15 protein-coding genes are annotated in these 17,558 nt (G+C 68.9%); 11 read left to right on the top strand and 4 right to left on the bottom strand.

The window, feature by feature from the left end:
- Positions 1-7: 7 nt before the first annotated feature.
- A complete protein-coding gene (locus tag X946_RS31800; RefSeq protein ID WP_226377123.1) occupies positions 8-316 on the bottom strand; it encodes a hypothetical protein in 309 nt (102 codons plus the stop codon).
- 23 nt (positions 317-339) lie between these two features.
- Here X946_RS31800 and X946_RS20710 point away from each other — a divergent pair, with 23 nt between their 5' ends.
- The 8 genes from X946_RS20710 to X946_RS20675 all read left to right on the top strand — a co-directional run bounded on the left by X946_RS20710 (position 340) and on the right by X946_RS20675 (position 9,537).
- Entirely contained in the window at positions 340-885 is a 546-nt protein-coding gene (locus X946_RS20710; protein WP_038751433.1) for a Csu type fimbrial protein, read from the top strand.
- A 53-nt stretch (positions 886-938) separates the two neighbouring features.
- The gene (locus X946_RS20705; RefSeq protein WP_038751350.1) at positions 939-1,499 is read left to right on the top strand and encodes a Csu type fimbrial protein; all 561 of its coding nucleotides are present in this window, start codon (positions 939-941) and stop codon (positions 1,497-1,499) included.
- Between the two features lie 81 nt (positions 1,500-1,580).
- Complete coding sequence (locus X946_RS20700) at positions 1,581-2,114, top strand: Csu type fimbrial protein (protein ID WP_038751349.1); 534 nt, start codon at positions 1,581-1,583, stop codon at positions 2,112-2,114.
- 17 nt (positions 2,115-2,131) lie between these two features.
- On the top strand, positions 2,132-2,971 hold the full coding sequence (locus X946_RS20695) for a fimbrial biogenesis chaperone (protein WP_038751348.1): 840 nt from the start codon (positions 2,132-2,134) through the stop codon (positions 2,969-2,971).
- Positions 2,972-3,093: 122 nt separating this feature from the next.
- Positions 3,094-5,433 (top strand): fimbria/pilus outer membrane usher protein, encoded by a 2,340-nt coding sequence (locus X946_RS20690; protein WP_442854594.1) that lies wholly within the window; start codon positions 3,094-3,096, stop codon positions 5,431-5,433.
- 15 nt (positions 5,434-5,448) lie between these two features.
- On the top strand, positions 5,449-6,414 hold the full coding sequence (locus X946_RS20685) for a Csu type fimbrial protein (protein WP_038751346.1): 966 nt from the start codon (positions 5,449-5,451) through the stop codon (positions 6,412-6,414).
- A 414-nt stretch (positions 6,415-6,828) separates the two neighbouring features.
- On the top strand, positions 6,829-8,904 hold the full coding sequence (locus X946_RS20680) for an ATP-binding protein (protein WP_038751345.1): 2,076 nt from the start codon (positions 6,829-6,831) through the stop codon (positions 8,902-8,904).
- Complete coding sequence (locus tag X946_RS20675; protein WP_038751344.1) at positions 8,905-9,537, top strand: response regulator transcription factor; 633 nt, start codon at positions 8,905-8,907, stop codon at positions 9,535-9,537. It begins immediately after the preceding gene.
- Between the two features lie 96 nt (positions 9,538-9,633).
- Here X946_RS20675 and fabV read toward each other — a convergent pair whose 3' ends face one another.
- Positions 9,634-10,827 carry an enoyl-ACP reductase FabV gene (gene fabV / locus X946_RS20670; RefSeq protein WP_038751343.1) on the bottom strand — a complete coding sequence of 398 codons (1,194 nt, stop codon included), beginning with the start codon at positions 10,825-10,827 and terminating at the stop codon, positions 9,634-9,636.
- A gap of 405 nt (positions 10,828-11,232) precedes the next feature.
- Positions 11,233-12,816, bottom strand: coding sequence for an acid phosphatase (locus X946_RS20665; protein ID WP_038751342.1), 1,584 nt, complete (start codon positions 12,814-12,816; stop codon positions 11,233-11,235).
- A gap of 233 nt (positions 12,817-13,049) precedes the next feature.
- On the opposite strand from X946_RS20665, the gene X946_RS20660 reads away from it, so the two are divergent.
- Positions 13,050-14,420: a cytochrome-c peroxidase gene (locus X946_RS20660; protein ID WP_038751341.1), complete on the top strand. Its 1,371-nt coding sequence runs from the start codon at positions 13,050-13,052 to the stop codon at positions 14,418-14,420.
- Positions 14,421-14,462: 42 nt separating this feature from the next.
- Here the strand turns inward: X946_RS20660 and X946_RS20655 are convergent, their stop codons facing one another.
- Entirely contained in the window at positions 14,463-15,155 is a 693-nt protein-coding gene (locus tag X946_RS20655) for a M15 family metallopeptidase (RefSeq protein WP_226383048.1), read from the bottom strand.
- Between the two features lie 12 nt (positions 15,156-15,167).
- Here X946_RS20655 and X946_RS36355 point away from each other — a divergent pair, with 12 nt between their 5' ends.
- Both X946_RS36355 and X946_RS20650 read left to right on the top strand, forming a co-directional pair.
- Positions 15,168-15,326: a hypothetical protein gene (locus X946_RS36355; protein ID WP_226383047.1), complete on the top strand. Its 159-nt coding sequence runs from the start codon at positions 15,168-15,170 to the stop codon at positions 15,324-15,326.
- Between the two features lie 147 nt (positions 15,327-15,473).
- On the top strand, positions 15,474-17,519 hold the full coding sequence (locus tag X946_RS20650; RefSeq protein WP_038751430.1) for a glycoside hydrolase family 3 protein: 2,046 nt from the start codon (positions 15,474-15,476) through the stop codon (positions 17,517-17,519).
- The last annotated feature ends 39 nt before the right edge of the window (positions 17,520-17,558 follow it).

Below are 17,558 nucleotides of genomic sequence, written 5' to 3'. Positions count from 1 at the left end.
AATTACTCTAACCATTCATCATCCATTCAATTATATTTTCGATGGAATCGGGGCGCGGTTCCGAAATAACCGCAATCGAGTAGACCAATCGGATCGGCTTCAACCAATTAAAACCGAGCCGGCCGAATTCCAATCCGATCTTGCCTGCCGCGGCGGCGGCGCGCGATGCGCCGCCGTTGGTCCGCGCTCGTCCGAACGCATGGCGGCGCGAGCCGAGTGCCGGGCGGCGGCGCATGTATCGCGCGCAAGGCGACGGGGCCGCCGCGCGCGGCCGGCGCGCGGCGATTGGGCCATCGAAAAACAACGACGAAATCAACGGGCGATCGTGTGGAGAGCGAAATGCGCAAGCGTGTGGTGCAGACGATGGGCGGGGCGGCATTCATGCTGGCTTTCGCGACCGTCTCGGCCGGGCAACTGACCGGCGCGATGCAGGTGAATTTGCAGGTCAGTCGCGGATGCGAGGTCGCGGGCGTTGCCGGAAGCGCGGATTTGGGCCGGCTGGATTTCGGCGCGCACGGACCGCTCTGGTCCGACTACCTGACGGCCGACGGCCGCGCGACGTCGAACGGCGCGGTGCGCGTCGTGTGCAGTCCGGACGTCGACGGCTTTCTGGTCTCGATCGACAGCGGCCGCAACGGGGACCAGTCGGCCCGCTATCTGGTGACGCGCGGCGCGCACGGGCGCGTCGTCGGCCGGATTCCGTACCACGTGTACCGCGACGCGGCGCGCAGCGTGCCATACGTGCCGCTCATGCCGCAGTCGTTTCTCGTCGACGGGCGGCAGGACGACGTGACGCTGCCGCTCTTCGGCGTCGTCAACGGCATGACGCGCGCGATGCCGTCCGGGGCCTACGAGGATTTGCTCGGGATCACGCTCGACTGGTGATCCGGAGCGGGTAAGCAGCAACAGTTCTTTTTCACCACACAGAAGGAAACAAGATGAAGGCTCACTGGAAAGTCTGGGCGGCCGTCGCCTGCGTGTCGGTTTGCGCAGGCGTGCAGGCGCAAACCAGCCCGCTCACGGGGACGGTCAACTCGCAGCTCGTGCTGACGACGGGCTGCGCGGTCGATACGGGCGGCGGTTCTGTCGGCGCGACGAACTTCGGCACGCTCGACTTCGGCACGCAGCCGAGCGGCTTCACGGGCCAGCTCTCGAGCGCGGCGAAGGGCGGCGGCTCGACGTCGACGCAAGTCACGTGCTCGCCGGACGTCACGTCGATCCAGGTGACGATCGACGGCGGCCAGAACGCGTCGAAGGGCGCGGCCGTCGGCACGGGCACGCGCGCGCTCGCGAACGGCGCGAGCTTCGTGCCGTACGAAGTCTATGCGGACGCGGGCCACTCGCAGCACTACGTCGCGGGCACGCCGCAATCGGTGTCGGTGCCGACGCCGGGCGCCGCATTCGAGCTGCCGCTTTACGGTGTCGTCAACAAGACGAGCTCGTCGGCGCTCGCCGCGGGTACGTACGTCGATGTGCTGAACGTCACGCTCGGCTGGTGAGCGAGCGCATCGACTCCGTTCAGTCCGGCCTCGCGGCGCGCATACGAGCAAGCCGCGAGGCGATCCCAGATTCCGATCGTCATGTCGACCTTTGAGCGAGTGGTTTTCCTGCTGTGCGCCGCGTTGCTGCCGGCTGTTCCGGCGATTGGCCGGGCCGACACGCTGTTGCCCAGAACCCAGGCCTTCACGGTCAGCGCGCAGATTGTCGCGGGCTGCGGCGTCGCGGGCGGCGGGCCGACGAGCGGCCTGAGCTTCGGCACGCTCGATTTCGGCGCGCATCCGGCCGTCGCGACGGGGCAGGCGAGCGCGGCGGTCGGCGGCGGCGCATTGCAGATCGAATGCTCGCCCGGCTCGACGCTGAAGATGACGATCGACGGCGGCGCGAACGCGAGCGCGGGCAACACGCAGCGCAATCTGGCGAGCGGCGGCGCGCGCGTCGCGTATCAGCTGTATTCGGACGCCGGACACACGCAGGCGATCGCGATCGGGCAGGCGGTGTCGCTGCCCGTGTCCGGGACGATCACGCTGCCGATCTACGGCGCGCTGACGCTGCCGGGCGGCGGCGCGCCCGCCGGCACGTACACCGACACCGCGCAGGTCACGCTCAGTTATTAATCAATCAGGAATCCGTGATGAAAGTTTCGAGATCGCCCGGCATGCCGGCGCGAGCCGCACGCATGTTGCGCCGCGCGCTCGTCGGCGCGGCGGCCGCGGCGGCGTTGGTCGCGCCGCACGCGCATGCGGCGACGTCCGTGATGATCTGGCCGATCGATCCCGTGATCGACAGCGATCAGCGCGCGGCGGCGTTATGGCTCGAGAACCGCGATCGCCGGCCGGTGACGCTGCAGGTGCGCGTGCTCGGCTGGCGCGAAGCGAACGGCGAGGATGTCTACGACGAGAGCCAGCAGCGCATCGCGGGCAGCCCGCCGATGGCGACTGTGCCGCCCGGCAAGCGCCAGTTGATCCGGCTGACCCGCCTCGCGGACGCCGCGCCCGGCACCGAGGAGGCGTACCGTGTGCTGATCGACGAGATCCCGCAGCCGGACGACGACGCGCGGAACGCCGCGAACGAGACGGCGCTCGGCGTGAAGTTCCAGATGCATTACTCGGTGCCGCTCTTCGTGTACGGCGACGGCCTGTGGACGAAGGAGAACCCGGACGAGCGTCGCGACCCTGCGACGGCGGGGCGGCCCGCCCTCCGGTGGCGCATCGTGCACGACGGCGGCAAGCGCTGGCTCGTCGTGTCGAACCGCGGCCCCGTGCATGCGCGGATCACGCGCGCGGCGTTCGAATCGAACGGCTCGCGCGCCGATTTGGCGCGCGGCCTGCTCGGCTACGTGCTGCCCGGCGCGCAGATGCGCTGGGCGCTGCCCGAGAGCATGAAGCTCAATTCCAATTCCAAGCTGGTCGCCACCGTCAACGGCGTGGCCGATCTCGCGATCGACGTGGGCGGCGCCGCTTCGAACCGGTAATCCGCATCACGACACAAGCGACGACGTCGCGACGGGGAAATGCCTTGAAGCGGTACAACGGGTACAACGAACACAGAACGAGAAGACTGCCGCGACGGCGCGCGGCGGCGTGGGCGGTGGGGATGGCGTTCGCGGCGGCGGGGGACGTGCGCGCGAACGAGCCGATGACGCTCGCGGACAGCTTCGGCCGCGCGCTGCCGCCCGCGGGCGGCGCGGCGACGCGCGGCACGTTGTACCTCGAGCTCGTCGTCAACGAGCTGTCGACCGGGCGGATCGTGCCGATCCGCTATCGGGACGGCGTCTACTACGCGCGCGCGGGCGATCTCGCGCAGGCGTCGGTGCGCACGCACGCCGAACCCGACGCGCTCGTCGATCTGTCGACGCTCGACGGCGTGCAAGTCGAATACGAGAGCGGCGAGCAGCGCCTGAAGCTGAGCGTGCCGCCCGACTGGCTGCCGCAGCAGGCGGTCGGCTCGCGGCGGCTGTACGACCGCACGCCCGCGGCCGTGAGCTTCGGGCTCCTGTTCAATTACGACGTGTACGCGAATTCGCCGACGCTCGGCACGAGCTACACGTCCGCATGGACCGAAGCGCGGCTGTTCGACAAGTGGGGCACCGTGACGAACACGGGGGTCTATCGGCGCGATTACGGCGGCAGCGGCGGCGTCGCGAGCAACCGCTATCTGCGCTACGACACGTCCTGGCGCTACTCGGATCAGGACCGCATGCTCACGTACACGGCGGGCGACGTGATTACGGGCGCGCTGTCGTGGTCGAGCGCGGTGCGTCTGGGCGGCGTGTCGATCGAGCGCGACTTCAAGGTGCGCCCCGACATCGTCACGTATCCGCTGCCGCAGTTCTCGGGCCAGGCCGCGGTGCCGACCGCCGTCGATCTCTTCATCAACGGCAGCAAGACGACGACGGGGCAGGTGAATCCGGGGCCGTTCACACTGAACAACGTGCCGTTCATCAACGGCGCGGGCGAGGCGACCGTCGTGACGACCGACGCGCTCGGCCGCCGGGTCGCGACGACGATTCCGTTCTACGTCGCGAACACGCTGCTGCAGAAGGGGCTCTCGGACTATTCGCTGTCGGTCGGCGCGATGCGGCGCGACTATGGCATCCGCTCGTTCTCGTACGGCAAGTTCGCGGCGTCGGGCACCGCGCGCTACGGCTTCACCGATTACCTGACGATCGAAGGCCATGCGGAGGGCGGCGAACGCCTCGCGCTCGGCGGCCTCGGGTTCGACGTCGGCGTCGGCATGTTCGGCGTGCTCAACGTCGCGGCGACGCAGAGCCGTCTCGCCGGCGCGTCCGGCCGGCAGTACGCGTTCGGCTACAGCTATTCGTCGCAGCGCTTCAGCGTGGCGCTGCAACGGATTCAGCGCACCGACGGGTTTCGCGATCTGTCAGTCTACGACTTGCCTTCGGACGTCGCGTACCGGCTCGTGCGCAGCAGCACGCAGGCCACGGGCGCGCTCAATCTCGGCGCGATCGGCGGCACGCTCGGCGCCGGCTATTTCGACGTGCGCGGCGCCGACGGCGCGCGCACGCGGATCGCGAACCTGTCGTACACGCGTCCGATCTTGCGGCGCGCGACGCTCTACGCGTCGGTGAACAAGACGATCGGCGACCACGGCTTCGCCGCGCAAGTGCAACTGATCGTGCCGCTCGGCGACAAGGGCGTCGTGACGGGCTCGCTCGCGCGCGATCAGAACAACAGCGTCAGCGAGCGCGTGCAGTACAGCCGCAGCGTGCCGAGCGACGGCGGCTTCGGCTGGAACCTCGCGTACGCGGGGGGCGGTTCGCACTATCAGCAGGCGGACGCGACGTGGCGCAACCGCTACTTCCAGGTGCAGGGCGGCGCGTACGGCTACGGCGCGGGGCGCGGCTATGCGCGCTGGGGCGAGATGCAGGGCTCGGTCGTCGTGATGGACGGCGCGATGCTGCCCGCGAATCGCGTCGACGACGCGTTCGTGCTGATCGACACGCAAGGCCGCAAGGGCGTGCCCGTGCGCTACGAGAACCAGCTCGTCGGCAAGACGGACGGCGGCGGCCACCTGCTCGTGCCGTGGGCGCCGTCGTATTACGCGGGCAAGTACGAAATCGATCCGCTCGAGCTGCCGAGCAATGTGCGCGTGCCGGTCGTCGAGCAGCGCGTGGCCGTGCGCGACCGCGGCGGCGCGCTCGTCACGTTCCCGATCGAGAAGATCGTCTCCGCGCAAATCTCGCTCGTCGACGCCGCGGGCCGGCCGATCGGCATCGGCTCGCGCGTGCTGCACGAGGAGAGCGGCCAGACCGCGCTCGTCGGCTGGCAGGGCGAAACTTATTTCGAAGGCTTGTCCGCGGTCAATCATCTGCGCGTGACGACGCCGGACGGCCGCACGTGCCGAGCGACGTTCGATGCCGACGTCGACGCGGCTAGGATGAGCCGCATCGGCCCGCTCGCGTGCGGCGAATAACGACAGGATTCATCGATGAAGCCATTCTGCCAATTCCTCGTGCGCGTCGCGGCGGCGCTCGCGCTCGGTCTTTTCGCGGCGATGCACGCGCACGCGACGTGCTCGGTCGTGAGCGCGGCCCCCGCGTCGTTCGGCACGGTCACGTCGTTCGTCGCCGCGAGCCAGCCGCAGTCGACGTCGACGACGAGCAGCGGCCTGTCGTGCTCGGGCGCGCTGCTCGGCCTGTTCGTGATCGGCGACCAGATCAACGCGACGATCACGTCGGCCAACGGCGGCAAGCTCGTCGGCCCGACGGGGGACGCGGTGCCGTACGCGGCGTTCGCCGACCAGAACTATTCGATCAAGCTCGACTACAGCACGACCTACAACTGGGCGAGCGGGCAGTTGCTGAACCTGCTCGGGATCTTCGGCGGCCCCGCGAAGACGCTGCCGCTGTATTTCCGCACGATCCAGGGCAGCAATGTCGCGGCGGGCACGTACGCCGACACGCTGACGATCGCGTGGAGCTGGGACTACTGCAGCGGGATCGGCATTCTCGGCCTCTGTCTCGGCCGCGACCGGGGCTCGGGCTCGGCCGTCGTGCCGGTCACGCTCACCGTGACGAACGATTGCGTGATCGTCGCGCCCGACGTGAACTTCGGTTCCGCGCCGACGGTCGCGAGCTTCGCGCCGGTGACGGGCAGCGTGTCGCTCACCTGCACGAAGGGGATGGTCTACACGGTCGGCCTCACCAGCGGCGCGAATCCGCACGCGAGCGGGCGCCGGCAGATGGCGAACGGCGCGAACCGGCTGCAGTACGACATCTTCGGCTCGGGCGGCGGCGCGGTGTGGGGGCAGTCGACGAACCGCGCGGGCAGCGGCGCGGCGGCCGACGGCCGATCGGCGCAGCAGTTTCCGTACACCGCGCGGATCTACTCGGATCAGCAGACGCCCGCCGTCGGCACGTATACGGACAGTGTGGTGATCGACGTGCGCTATTAGCCGAAAATCGGCGTTTTCTGAAAATCGTTTCGGACATGCGAATCGAGTCGGACGGGGGGATATGGAGGTGAGCGGAAAAGCCGGAACAGTTTTTTTCGTTTTCGAACGAAGCGTAGATTTGACGATGTGCGAAGCCCGAAACGGCCAATTCGGGCGCGAGAATATCGCCCTGCGCATGCGTTGATCGCCGACTTTCGCGTGTCGGCCGTCCCATTTTCGTTCCGGGCCGGCCGCGGGCGGACGCCGCCGCTCTGCGCTGCGCGCCATCGAATCGAGGAATCGGAGAAAGCGCACGTGCGATGGGATAAACGACCCTACCCATAAATGGAACGGCGACAAGAAAAAGGAGGTGCGAGTTTTTTCCGGAAACGGAAGAGATGCGTATTCTGACGAGGTTCCATATGGGATAAAGGTATGAAAAGCGACGGCTTTTGCGGAGGCAAATTCTGTCGACGCATACTGGTGTGCATCTCCGCAGCAGCGCTCGCGTTCTTGACGCTGCCGCAGGCTTCCGCGCGGGTGCAGGACAGCATGCTGATCGCGGCGACGCCCTGCAAGTGGACGCATCTGTACCCGTTGCTTTGGGGAGGCAGCCACGTGCTCGTCGCGCTGCTGAGCTACGGATGGGCGCACCGCGATCTGAAGCGCCTGCAGGCGGCGCTGCGCGCGAGCCGGGGCTCGCTCGCGACCGCGAGCCACGAGCTGCGCGCGCCCGTCAACGGCATGCTCGCGCTCGTCGAGCTGCTGAAGAAGGGGCTGCTCGCGCCGGAGCAGCAGCGGCTGCTGAGTCTCGTGCAGGACTCGGGGCAGTCGCTCGCGCGCGTGCTGAACGACATTCTCGATCACGCGAGCATCGAGGCGGGGCAGTTCGCGATCGAGAAGACGCGCGTGGACGTGCGCGAGCTCGTCGACAGCGTGACCGCGATGCTCGCGGTGCAGGCGCAGCGCAAAGGCTTGCGAATCAGGCTATACGTCGACGCTGACGTGCCGGCCGCCGTGCTGACGGACGGCAATCGGCTGCGGCAGATTCTCGTCAACCTGATCGGCAACGGCATCAAGTACACGGAGCGCGGCAGCGTGTCGGTGCGCGTGCGCGCGGCGCACGAGGCCGACGGCTCGGTCGAGATCGTCGCGACGATCGTCGATACGGGAATCGGTATCGCCGCCGACGAGCTGCGGCGGCTCTTCACGCCGTTCGTGCGCGCGGCGCGCGGCGCGCGGCGCACGGAATCGGGAACGGGGCTCGGGCTTGCGATCGCGCGCAAGCTCGCGAGATTGCTGGGAGGAGACGTGACGCTGTCAAGCGAGGAAGGCAGGGGAACGACGGCGACGGCGCGCATCCGCTGCGCGGTCGCGGCGCGCGGCTACGCGCCGGATGCGCTCGCCGGGCGCGTGGTGTCGATCGACGTCGGCGATCCGGCGGCCGCGGCGACGCTCGCCGCCTACGCGCGCGCCGCGGGCGTGCGGCTCGCCGCGCGCGGCGCGACGGACGTCGACGCGGTGGTGTGCGACGAGGCGCGCGTCGACGCGGCGCGGCCGCAGATCGGCTGGGTCGGCGTGACCGACGCGGCGCAGCCCGCCGGCTGGCTCGACGACGGCACGCACGTGCGGCTGAGCAGCAACCCGCTCGGCTGGCGCGCGTTCACCGAGAGCCTGCGCGCCGCGCTCGACGCGCGGGATGCGGCGTGCGCACGCGCGGCGACGGGAAGCGAGCCGCGCGCGTACCGCGTGCTCGTCGTCGACGATCAGGAAATGAACCGCGTCGTGATCGGCTACCAGCTCGACGCGCTCGGCCATCGCGCGCGCCTCTGCGGCGGCGGCGAAGAAGCGTTGCGCGCGCTCGAGGCGGGCGCGTTCGACGTCGTGCTCACCGACTGCCGAATGCCGGGCATGGACGGCGTCGCGCTGACGGCGGCGATCCGCGCGCATCCGGATGCGCGCGTGCGCGCGACGCCCGTCGTCGGCGTGACGGCGCTCGTGTCGGACGCCGAATACGCGCGCTGCGTCGCGGCCGGCATGACGTTGTGCATCGGCAAGCCGACGACGCTCGACGCGCTCGAGCGCGCGCTCGTCGATGCGATCGAGCCCGCGCCCGCGCTGCGCTTCGATCCGTCGCGCATCGACGCGACGCGCCTGCTCGCGGGATTCGGCGCGTCGTCCGCGCACGGCGCGGCGCGCGACGCGATCCTGCTTGCGTGCCGCCGCGCGCTCGAGCGCGACCGGGATGCGCTGACGCGCCATTTGCGCGACGGCCTGTCCGAGCGCGAGCTGCGCGCGTGGTGCCACACGGCGCGCGGCACGTACGGCCTGTTCGGCCAGGCGCACGTCGATGCGCTGCTCGACGAATTCCACCATCTGCTCGCGGCGGGCGACGCCCGCGCGATCCGCGGCGCGGTCCGGGACACGCTCGCGATGGTGAACCATCTGCTGCGCTGCGTTGCGCATCCGGCGCAATCGCGCGATCGCGGCGATCCAAAAGGAGGAAGGTAAATGAGCGTTCAAGTGTTGATCGCGGACGACCATCCGCTCGTGCTGTTGGGCGTGCGTCACATGCTGGCGGACATGGCCGACGTGTCGATCGTCGGCGAGGCGCACGATCCGGCGGGGCTGCTCGCGCGGCTCGCGGCCACGCCGTGCGACATCGTCATCACCGATTTCGCGATGCCCGACCAGCCGGCCGCGGACGGCCTCGCGATGCTGACCGCGATCCGCGACGGCCATCCTTCGGTGCGCGTGATCGTTCTGACGATGCTCGACAACCCGGTGCTGATGCGCACGATGCGCCAGGCGGGCGCGCTCGCGGTGCTGAGCAAGCGGGGCGACCTCGACGAGCTGCCGCGCGCGCTCGCCGCCGTGTGCCAGGGGCGGACATTCGTCGGCACGCACGCGGGCGCGGCGAGCGGGCTCGCGATGCGCGCGACGGACGCGCCGCCGCAGCTGAGCCCGCGCGAGATCGAGGTCGTGCGCCTCTGCGCGACCGGCATGACAATGACCGACATCGCGCACCGCTATGGCCGCAGCATCAAGACGGTCAGCACGCACAAGCACAATGCGATGGGCAAGCTCGGGCTGAAGTCCGACGTCGATCTGTTCATGTACGCGTCGGAGAACGGGCTCGTGTGACGGGCGCGCAGGGACGCAGGCATCGCATCGCGCGATGCCGATGCCGGGGGCGCCGGGCCTGGCGCCGTGCGAAGAGGCGGCTGCCCGATGCGCGAATCAGTCGATCAGATTCGCCATCCGCACGTTCGGGTCGACGTGCGCGTCGTAATCGACGCCGTCGATCTCGAAGCCGAACAGACGCAGGAATTCGGTCTTGTAGCCGGCGAAATCGGCGAGCGTGTACAGATTGTCGTCCGTCACCTGGTCCCACAGCTCGAGCACGCGCGCCTGCACGGCGGGATCGAGCTCGCGCCCGTCGGCGCGCAGCCGGCCTTCGGCGTCGACATGCGGATGCGCGCCGTAGAGACTGTCGCGGAACAGGCCGTCGACCTGCTCGATGCAGCCTTCGTGCGTGCCGCGCGCCTTCATCACCTTGAAGAGCAGCGACAGGTACAGCGGCATCATCGGAATCGCGGAGCTCGCCTGCGTGACGACGGCCTTCAGCACCGACACGCGCGCGTCGCCGCCGCGCGAGGCGAGCTTGTCGCGGATCGCGAGCACGGTGCGGTCGAGGTCCTTCTTCGCCTCGCCGATCGAGCCGTTCCAGTAGATGTCGTGCGTGACCTTCTCGCCGAGATACGTGAACGCGGTCGTCTTCGCGCCGTCGGCGAGCACGCCCGCCGCGTCGAGCGCGTCGATCCACATCCGCCAGTCCTCGCCGCCCATCACGGCGACCGTGCCGGCGATCTCGTCGGGCGTCGCCGGCTGAAGCAGCGTTTCCTTGATCGCCTCGTTGTCCGTATCGATCCCGCGCAGCCGCACCGCGCGGCCGATCGGCTTGAGCGTCGACTGGAACGTCTCGCCCGTCTTCGGATGCGTCCTGCGCGGCGCGGCGACGCTGTAGACGACGAGGTCGACCTGGCCGAGATCGCGCCTGATCGCGTCGATCGTCTTTTGCTTGATCTCGTCGGAGAACGCGTCGCCGTTGATGCTCGCCGCATACAGGCCGCGCGCGGCCGCCTCTTCATGGAAGGCGGCGCTGTTGTACCAGCCCGCGGTGCCGGGCTTCGCGTCGCCCGGCGCGCGCTCGAAGAACACGCCGAGCGTGGCGGCCGCCGATCCGAACGCGGCCGCGATGCGCGCGGCGAGCCCGTAGCCCGTCGACGCGCCGATCACGAGCACCTTCTTCGGCCCGTGCCCGATCGGGCCGCCGCGCTCGACGTAGGCGATCTGCTCGCGCACGCTCGCCGCACAGCCGGCCGGATGGGTGGTGACGCAGATGAAGCCGCGTACGCGCGGTTTGATGATCATGGCGGTCTCGCTTGGATGGCAGGGACGGTCGGAAAGGGAGCGTGCATTCTAAACGAGGCGCGCGGCGGGCCATGCGTTCGCGAGGGCGGACGGCGCGCGCGGCGGCGGCCGGAATGCGCGGCAGGCGGAGCGGATGGTGCGGGATCGGCGCCGGATCGGCGCGGATCGATGCAGATCGGCACCGGAGTGCCGCGGGGGTGCCGCACGCGATGAATCGGGCGGCGGACATCGCGGCGCGCGGCATCGCATGCGAGCGTCCCGCGCGCGCCGGGCCGCACGCGTGCGAATGCTTGCATCCGATCGGATGCGGCGCGCCGAGTGCGCCGCGCGCGGGCCGAAAAAAAAAAAGGGCGGCCGAAGCCGCCCAATGAAGCGATGTCGCGTCGTCGTGATCCGGTAGCGCGCTCAGTTGCCCGTCGACAGCGTGAGCGCGTTCGTCAGGTCGCCCATCGGCTTGAGGCCGTTCGCGACGAGCGCGTCGTCGCGCTGTTTGAGGCCCGCGAGCTTCGGCAGCGAGAAGCGGCGCGTGATGAAGCGCAGGATCGACGCGGTGTCGTATTGCGTATGGTCGACGAAGCCTTGCTTTGCGAACGGCGAGATGACGAACGCCGGAATGCGCGTGCCCGGGCCCCAGCGGTCGCCCTTCGGCGGCGCGACGTGATCCCAGAAGCCGCCGTTCTCGTCGTACGTGACGATCACGACCATGTTGTTCCACTGAGGGCTCTTCTGCAGGTGCGAGATCACGTCGGCGATGTGCTGGTCGCCCGACGCGACGTCGGTGTAGCCCGGGTGCTCGTTCAGGTTGCCCTGCGGCTTGTAGAACGTGACCTGCGGCAGCTTGCCCGCGTCGATCGCCTGGATGAGCGTGGTGCCGTTCGAGCCGGCGTCGAGCAGGTGCTGCGCGCGGCTCGCGCTGCCGGGCGCCTGGTTCGCGTAATAGTTGAACGGCTGGTGATGCGGCTGGAAGTTCGGCGAGGTCATGTTCGGCCCGTAGATCACGCCCGACGTGTTGCTTTGCGCGGCCTGCAGCGCCGCGCCCCACGCGCCGCCGTACCAGGCCCACGAGATGCCCGAGTTCGTCAGCAGGTCGCCGATGTTCTGCTGCGTCTGCGGCGGCAGCGTCGACGGGTTCGACGGATCGGCGAGGTTCGGATCGCCGCCCGACGCGGCCGCGTTGCCGCTCGGCTGATACGGCGGCTGCATCGTGTTGACCGCGTAGAAATCCGGCGTGAGGCCGCCCGATTTGACGAACTTCGGCGGGCCCGACAGCGCGGAAGCGGGCGAATTCGCGGCCGTCGTGAGCGTCACGCCGTCCGGGTTGACCACCGAGATCTGGCTCGCGGCCGGGCTCTTGTCGGCGTTCGGGTAATACGGCGCGCACGCGCAGATCAGGTACTGGTGATTCAGGAACGAGCCGCCGAACGCGCCCATGAAGAAGTTGTCGGCGAGCGTGTATTGCTGCGCGAGCTTCCAGAGCGGCAGCTTCGACGGATCGGCCGTGTAGTGGCCCATCACGAGGCCGCCCGCGTCGGACCACGCGGCGTACTTGTCGTTCTTGCCGCCGTCGATCTGCATCTGGTTCTCGTAGAAGCGGTGAACGAGGTCGCGCGTCGTCACGCTCATCGGCGTGTTGAAGCCGTTCGGATCGTCGATGGCGAACGGCGAGTTCGGCAGGTTCGCCGTCATCGCCTCCGTCACCGCGGGCGACACGCCCGCCGCCGTCAGGCCGTTCCAGATCTTCGGCAGCGTCGCGAGCGGCGTGCCGTCGCGGTCGGCCTGCTGCGCGCTCGCGGCCGTCGCGTTCTGCAGGCCGTTCGCGCCGGGGAAGTTGCCGTACAGGTTGTCGAAGCTGCGGTTTTCCGCATAGATCACGACGACGTTCTTCACTGCCGACAGGCCGGGCGACGTGACGTCGTCCCCGCCGCACGCGGTGAGGCCGAAGGCGGCCGCCAGCGCGATCGGCGTCACGCGAATCCAATGCTTGTTCATCCGTTATCTCTCTTGTCGCACGAGGGGTGTGGGTATCGAGGGGCCGGCCGGCGCGCGTCGCGCGAAGCGGCGTGCGGCATGAATGTGCTTTGACAGCCGGCTGCGCGGATTGTGTAAGGAGCGTTTGACAGCAACATGTTGTAATGCTTTCGTTCAGCTGTCGATTTACCGTCATCGATTTGTCATTCTCGTGACATACGCTCGCGCCTTTCCCACTCGACACCGCCGAATCGATGATGCGCCGCCCGCTGCGACACGCCACCCGGAATCGTTCGACCTTCGCCGCGCTGCGCACGCTCGCGGCGGCGACCGCGCTCGCGGCAAGCGTCGCCGCCTGCGATGCGAACGGCCCCGCCGAGACGCGCGCTTCGGCGCCCGCTGCGGTATCCGCTTCGGCGCCCGCCGCGCAGGCGGGTGCGCCCGCCGTCGTCGAGCGCCGGCCGCAGACGCGCGCGCAGGTGTACGAAGCTGTGAAGCAGATGACGGCGCTCGGCCGGCAGCTGTTCTTCGATCCGTCGCTGTCGGGCAGCGGTAAGCTCGCGTGCGCGTCGTGTCACAGCCCGCAGCACGCGTTCGGGCCGCCGAACGCGCTGCCCGCGCAATTCGGCGGCGACGATCTGCGCCAGCAGGGCTTTCGCGCGGTGCCGACGCTCAAGTACCTGCAGAAGGTGCCCGCGTTCAGCGAGCACTATCACGAGTCGGACGACGAGGGCGACGAGAGCGTCGACGCCGGTCCGACGGGCGGCCTCACGTGGGACGGCCGCGTCGACAGCGGCGCGGAGCAGGCGCGCGTGCCGCTCACGTCGCCGTTCGAGATGAACGGCACGCCCGCGAAGGTCGCGCGCGCGGTGCGGGCCGCGCCGTACGCGGACGCGTTTCGCCGCGCGTTCGGCTCGCGCGTGCTCGACGACGACCGCGCGACGTTCGACGCGGTGCTGCAGGCGCTCGGCACGTTCGAGCAGACGCCCGACGTGTTCTATCCGTACTCGAGCAAGTACGACGCCTATCTGGCGGGCCGCGCGCAGCTCACGAGCGCCGAGCTGCACGGGCTGCAGGTCTTCAACGACGAGAAGAAGGGCAGCTGCGCGAGCTGCCACGTGAGCCGGCGCGGACTCGACGGCACGCCGCCGCAGTTCAGCGATTTCGGTCTGATCGCGCTCGGCGTGCCGCGCAATCGCGAGCTCGCCGTGAACCGGAATCCGGCGTTCCACGATCTCGGCGCATGCGGGCCCGAACGCCGGGACCTGAAGGGGCGCGACGAGTTCTGCGGGCTGTTCCGCACGCCGACGCTGCGCAACGTCGCGCTGAAGAAGACGTTCTTCCACAACGGCATCTATCACTCGCTCGAGGACGTGATGCGCTTCTACGCGCAACGCGACACGCATCCCGAGAAGTTCTATCCGGTGAAGAACGGCGTCGTCCAGAAGTTCGACGACTTGCCCAAGCGCTACTGGAAGAACCTGAACGACGAGCCGCCGTTCGACCGCAAGCGCGGCGATCCGCCCGCGATGACCGACGCGGAGATCAAGGACGTGATCGCGTTCCTCGGCACGCTCACCGACGGCTACGACGCGCAAGCGAAGCCGGCGCTCGGCAATCGCTGAGACGCGCGCAACGGGCGGGCTGCGCGACGCCACCGCCCGGCGTCACTCGCGCAGCGCGTCTTCGACGCACGCGGCGCGCGCCGCCGCATGATTCTCGTGCGTCGTATCCGTAAGGCAATCCGCATACGACGCGACGTAACGCTCGAACATTTCGCGCGCTTCATCGGGCGGCGCGCCGACCATCTGCGCGACGAGCGCGCGCGAGCCCACTTCGAAGTGCTGATAGTCGATCGGGTCGTCCCAATAGCCGCCCCAGCGCAGGAAGCCGTTGTTCGCGAACACGTCGACGGCGCGTTCGGCCATGCCGGGCCTCGGCGGCTTGCCGGGCCGTTCGTCGAGCCGGTTCATCGACGCCTTCGCGGCGGACTCGGGCAGCACGCGCGCGCCGCCGTCGCCGCCGAACGACACGTACGGGTTGCGCAAAGGATTGACGTCGATCGCGACGCCGTACGCGTGCATCGACCACTCGTCGCTGCCCGTTTTGGGCCGCGAGTTGAACGCCGACGTGTTGTCGTCGTTCATCGACGCGACGTCGTCGCCGCGATAGCGCTCGATCGGCACGGCCTTGTTCAGCGGGAAGCGCATCCGGCGGAGCGTGTCGAAGATCGTCTGCACGCGCTCGGCAACCGCATCGAGCACGACGACTTCGCCTTTTTGCGTTTGGCCGTCGAAATTCACGTAATCGAACGACACGTTTCTCAATCGTCCGCATTGAACCGGCGAACGATCGCTCATTACGCGTTCGGCATGCATATTCGCGCATTGCGCGGCCGTGATTCGGTTGATATCGGCAATCGCATTGGTCGTGCCGAAAACCGAAAGCAGCGTGAAAAGGGCCGTGCTATGCTGCGCGCACTGCCGAATCGGCGCGAATGTTCGCGGCAGAAGTCGCATGTCGATCACTGATTTGACGAATTCGATGCATGCGAATTCAGAGTGAATGGATATGCATGAAGTTCCGGAGTACCGATGAACCGAAAGCCGAAGGGAATTCCGGATCACGAATCAAATGACGTAAGTGCCGCGAATGCGCGCGGCAAGGACTCGGTGAAAATGCGCAAGAAAAGCTTGGTTCATTTCCCCGTCGCGCTGGCGGTGACGGCGGCGCTCGGCGCCTGCTCGTCGGGCGACGACGACGCGACGATCGAATCACGCGCGGACGCGATCGTCGAGCGCATGTCGACCCGGCAGAAGGTCGGCCAGAAGATCATGATGGCGTTCCGGTACTGGTGCCCGGACGGGCAGCCGGCCTGCACGAGCGGCATGACCGAATTCCCCGACGCCGCGCGCGACGCGTTGCGTGAGAACGGCATCGGCGGCGTGATCCTGTTCTCGAACAACCTGACGGGCATCGAGCAGACGCGCCGGCTGATCGACGGAATCCGCGCGGCGCCCGCGGCCGACAGCCCGGTCGGCCTGATGGTCGGCATCGACGAGGAGGGCGGCAACGTGTTCCGCCTGCCGCGCGTGGAGGCGACGGCGTTCGCCGGCAACATGGCGCTCGGCGCGGCCTACGAGGCGACGAAGGACGACCGGCTCGCATACGACATGGGCCGCGTGCTCGCGGCGGAGATCGCGGCGGTCGGCTTCAACGTGAACTTCGCGCCGGATGTCGACGTGAACAGCAATCCGCTCAACCCCGTCATCAACGTGCGCTCGTTCGGCGACGATCCGGCGACGATCGGCCTGCTCGGCCGGCGCATGGTGCAGGGAATGAAGAGCGAGCGCGTGATCGGCACGTTCAAGCATTTCCCGGGGCACGGCGACACGGACACCGATTCGCACTACGGGCTGCCCGTCGTGATCAAGTCGCGCGCCGACGCGTACGCGATCGATCTCGCGCCGTACCGGCAGGCGATCGACTCGGGCGAGGCGCCCGACATGATCATGACCGCGCACATCCAGTATCCGTCGCTCGACGACACGCGCGTCGCGACGCGCACGGGCGAGCAGATGATCGCGCCCGCGACGATGTCGCGACGCATCCAGCATGACATCCTGCGCGGCGAATTCGGCTATCAGGGCGTGACGATCACCGACGCGCTCGACATGAAGGGCATCGCCGATTTCTTCGACGAGGACGATGCGGTCGTCAAGGTGTTCCAGGCGGACGTCGACATCGCGCTGATGCCCGTCGAGTTTCGCACCGCGGCCGACGCCGGCCGGCTGACGGCGCTGGTCGATCGCGTCGCGGCAGCCGTCGATGCGGGCCGGATCGACTGCGCCGAATTCGATCGCTCGGTGCGCCGGATCGTGCTGACCAAGCTGCGCAACGGCATCGTCGCGGCGGACCGCGGCAGGCCGATCGACGAACTGGCGTCGATCGGCGGGCCCGCGCATCGCGCGGTCGAGCGCGACATCGCGCGCAAGTCGATCACGCTGCTGCGCAACGAGAACGGCACGCTGCCGCTGCAGGCGCAGGGCCGGCGCATCTTCATCCTGACGCCGTGGGGCGAGCAGGCGGAGGCGATGCGGCGCCGTTTCGCCGAGCTCGGCCATCCGCTCGTGACGGGCGCGAAGCTGAGCGCGATCACGTGGCCCGAGCAGCAGCAGGCGATCGACGCGGCGGATGTCGTGATCGTCGGCACGCTGTCGACGGGCGTCACGCCCGTCGAGCACAACGGCGATCCGAGCGCGCGCATCGTGCCGCCCGCGCCCGCGCTGATGCGGCAGACGGCGCCCGCGAACGGCGAGGAGGCGGGCTCGGTGATCTTCGATCACGTCGACGCGGGCGCGGGGGCGGGCGCGGATGTCCGCGCGCGCCGCAGCGTGCTCGCCGTCGCGGTGCCGAACGAGGCGCAGCAGATGCGCGACGCGATGGATTACGCGAAGGCGCGGCGCAAGACCGTGATTCACGTGACGATGCGTGCGCCGTACGACGTGATCAGCTACGACGACGTCGCGGACGCGGCGCTCGCGACGTACGCGTACTACGGCTACGAAGGCGGGCTGCGCGGCCCGTCGCTGTTCGCCGCCGTCGACGCGATGCTGGGCGTCGAGCGGCCGGTCGGCAAGCTGCCGGTCGCGGTGCATGCGCTGAACGCGGACGGATCGACGGGGCCGCTGCGCTATTCGCGCGGCTTCGGCTTGCAGTACTGAGGAGCCGAGCGCCGGCCGCGACGCGGCGCTGCGCGCGGC

This window comes from Burkholderia sp. ABCPW 111, from assembly GCF_000773065.1.
Lineage (GTDB): Bacteria > Pseudomonadota > Gammaproteobacteria > Burkholderiales > Burkholderiaceae > Burkholderia > Burkholderia savannae.
Note: the sequence above shows the minus strand (reverse complement) of the source record. Positions and strands in the feature narration are given on the sequence as shown.

Coding starts and splice junctions, on each gene's coding strand:
- X946_RS20710 (WP_038751433.1), top strand. CDS start 340: ATGCGCAAGCGTGTGGTGCAGACGATGGGCGGGGCGGCATTCATGCTG.
- X946_RS20705 (WP_038751350.1), top strand. CDS start 939: ATGAAGGCTCACTGGAAAGTCTGGGCGGCCGTCGCCTGCGTGTCGGTT.
- X946_RS20700 (WP_038751349.1), top strand. CDS start 1,581: ATGTCGACCTTTGAGCGAGTGGTTTTCCTGCTGTGCGCCGCGTTGCTG.
- X946_RS20695 (WP_038751348.1), top strand. CDS start 2,132: ATGAAAGTTTCGAGATCGCCCGGCATGCCGGCGCGAGCCGCACGCATG.
- X946_RS20690 (WP_442854594.1), top strand. CDS start 3,094: ATGGCGTTCGCGGCGGCGGGGGACGTGCGCGCGAACGAGCCGATGACG.
- X946_RS20685 (WP_038751346.1), top strand. CDS start 5,449: ATGAAGCCATTCTGCCAATTCCTCGTGCGCGTCGCGGCGGCGCTCGCG.
- X946_RS20680 (WP_038751345.1), top strand. CDS start 6,829: ATGAAAAGCGACGGCTTTTGCGGAGGCAAATTCTGTCGACGCATACTG.
- X946_RS20675 (WP_038751344.1), top strand. CDS start 8,905: ATGAGCGTTCAAGTGTTGATCGCGGACGACCATCCGCTCGTGCTGTTG.
- fabV (WP_038751343.1), bottom strand. CDS start 10,827: ATGATCATCAAACCGCGCGTACGCGGCTTCATCTGCGTCACCACCCAT.
- X946_RS20665 (WP_038751342.1), bottom strand. CDS start 12,816: ATGAACAAGCATTGGATTCGCGTGACGCCGATCGCGCTGGCGGCCGCC.
- X946_RS20660 (WP_038751341.1), top strand. CDS start 13,050: ATGATGCGCCGCCCGCTGCGACACGCCACCCGGAATCGTTCGACCTTC.
- X946_RS20655 (WP_226383048.1), bottom strand. CDS start 15,155: ATGAGCGATCGTTCGCCGGTTCAATGCGGACGATTGAGAAACGTGTCG.
- X946_RS36355 (WP_226383047.1), top strand. CDS start 15,168: ATGCATATTCGCGCATTGCGCGGCCGTGATTCGGTTGATATCGGCAAT.
- X946_RS20650 (WP_038751430.1), top strand. CDS start 15,474: ATGCGCAAGAAAAGCTTGGTTCATTTCCCCGTCGCGCTGGCGGTGACG.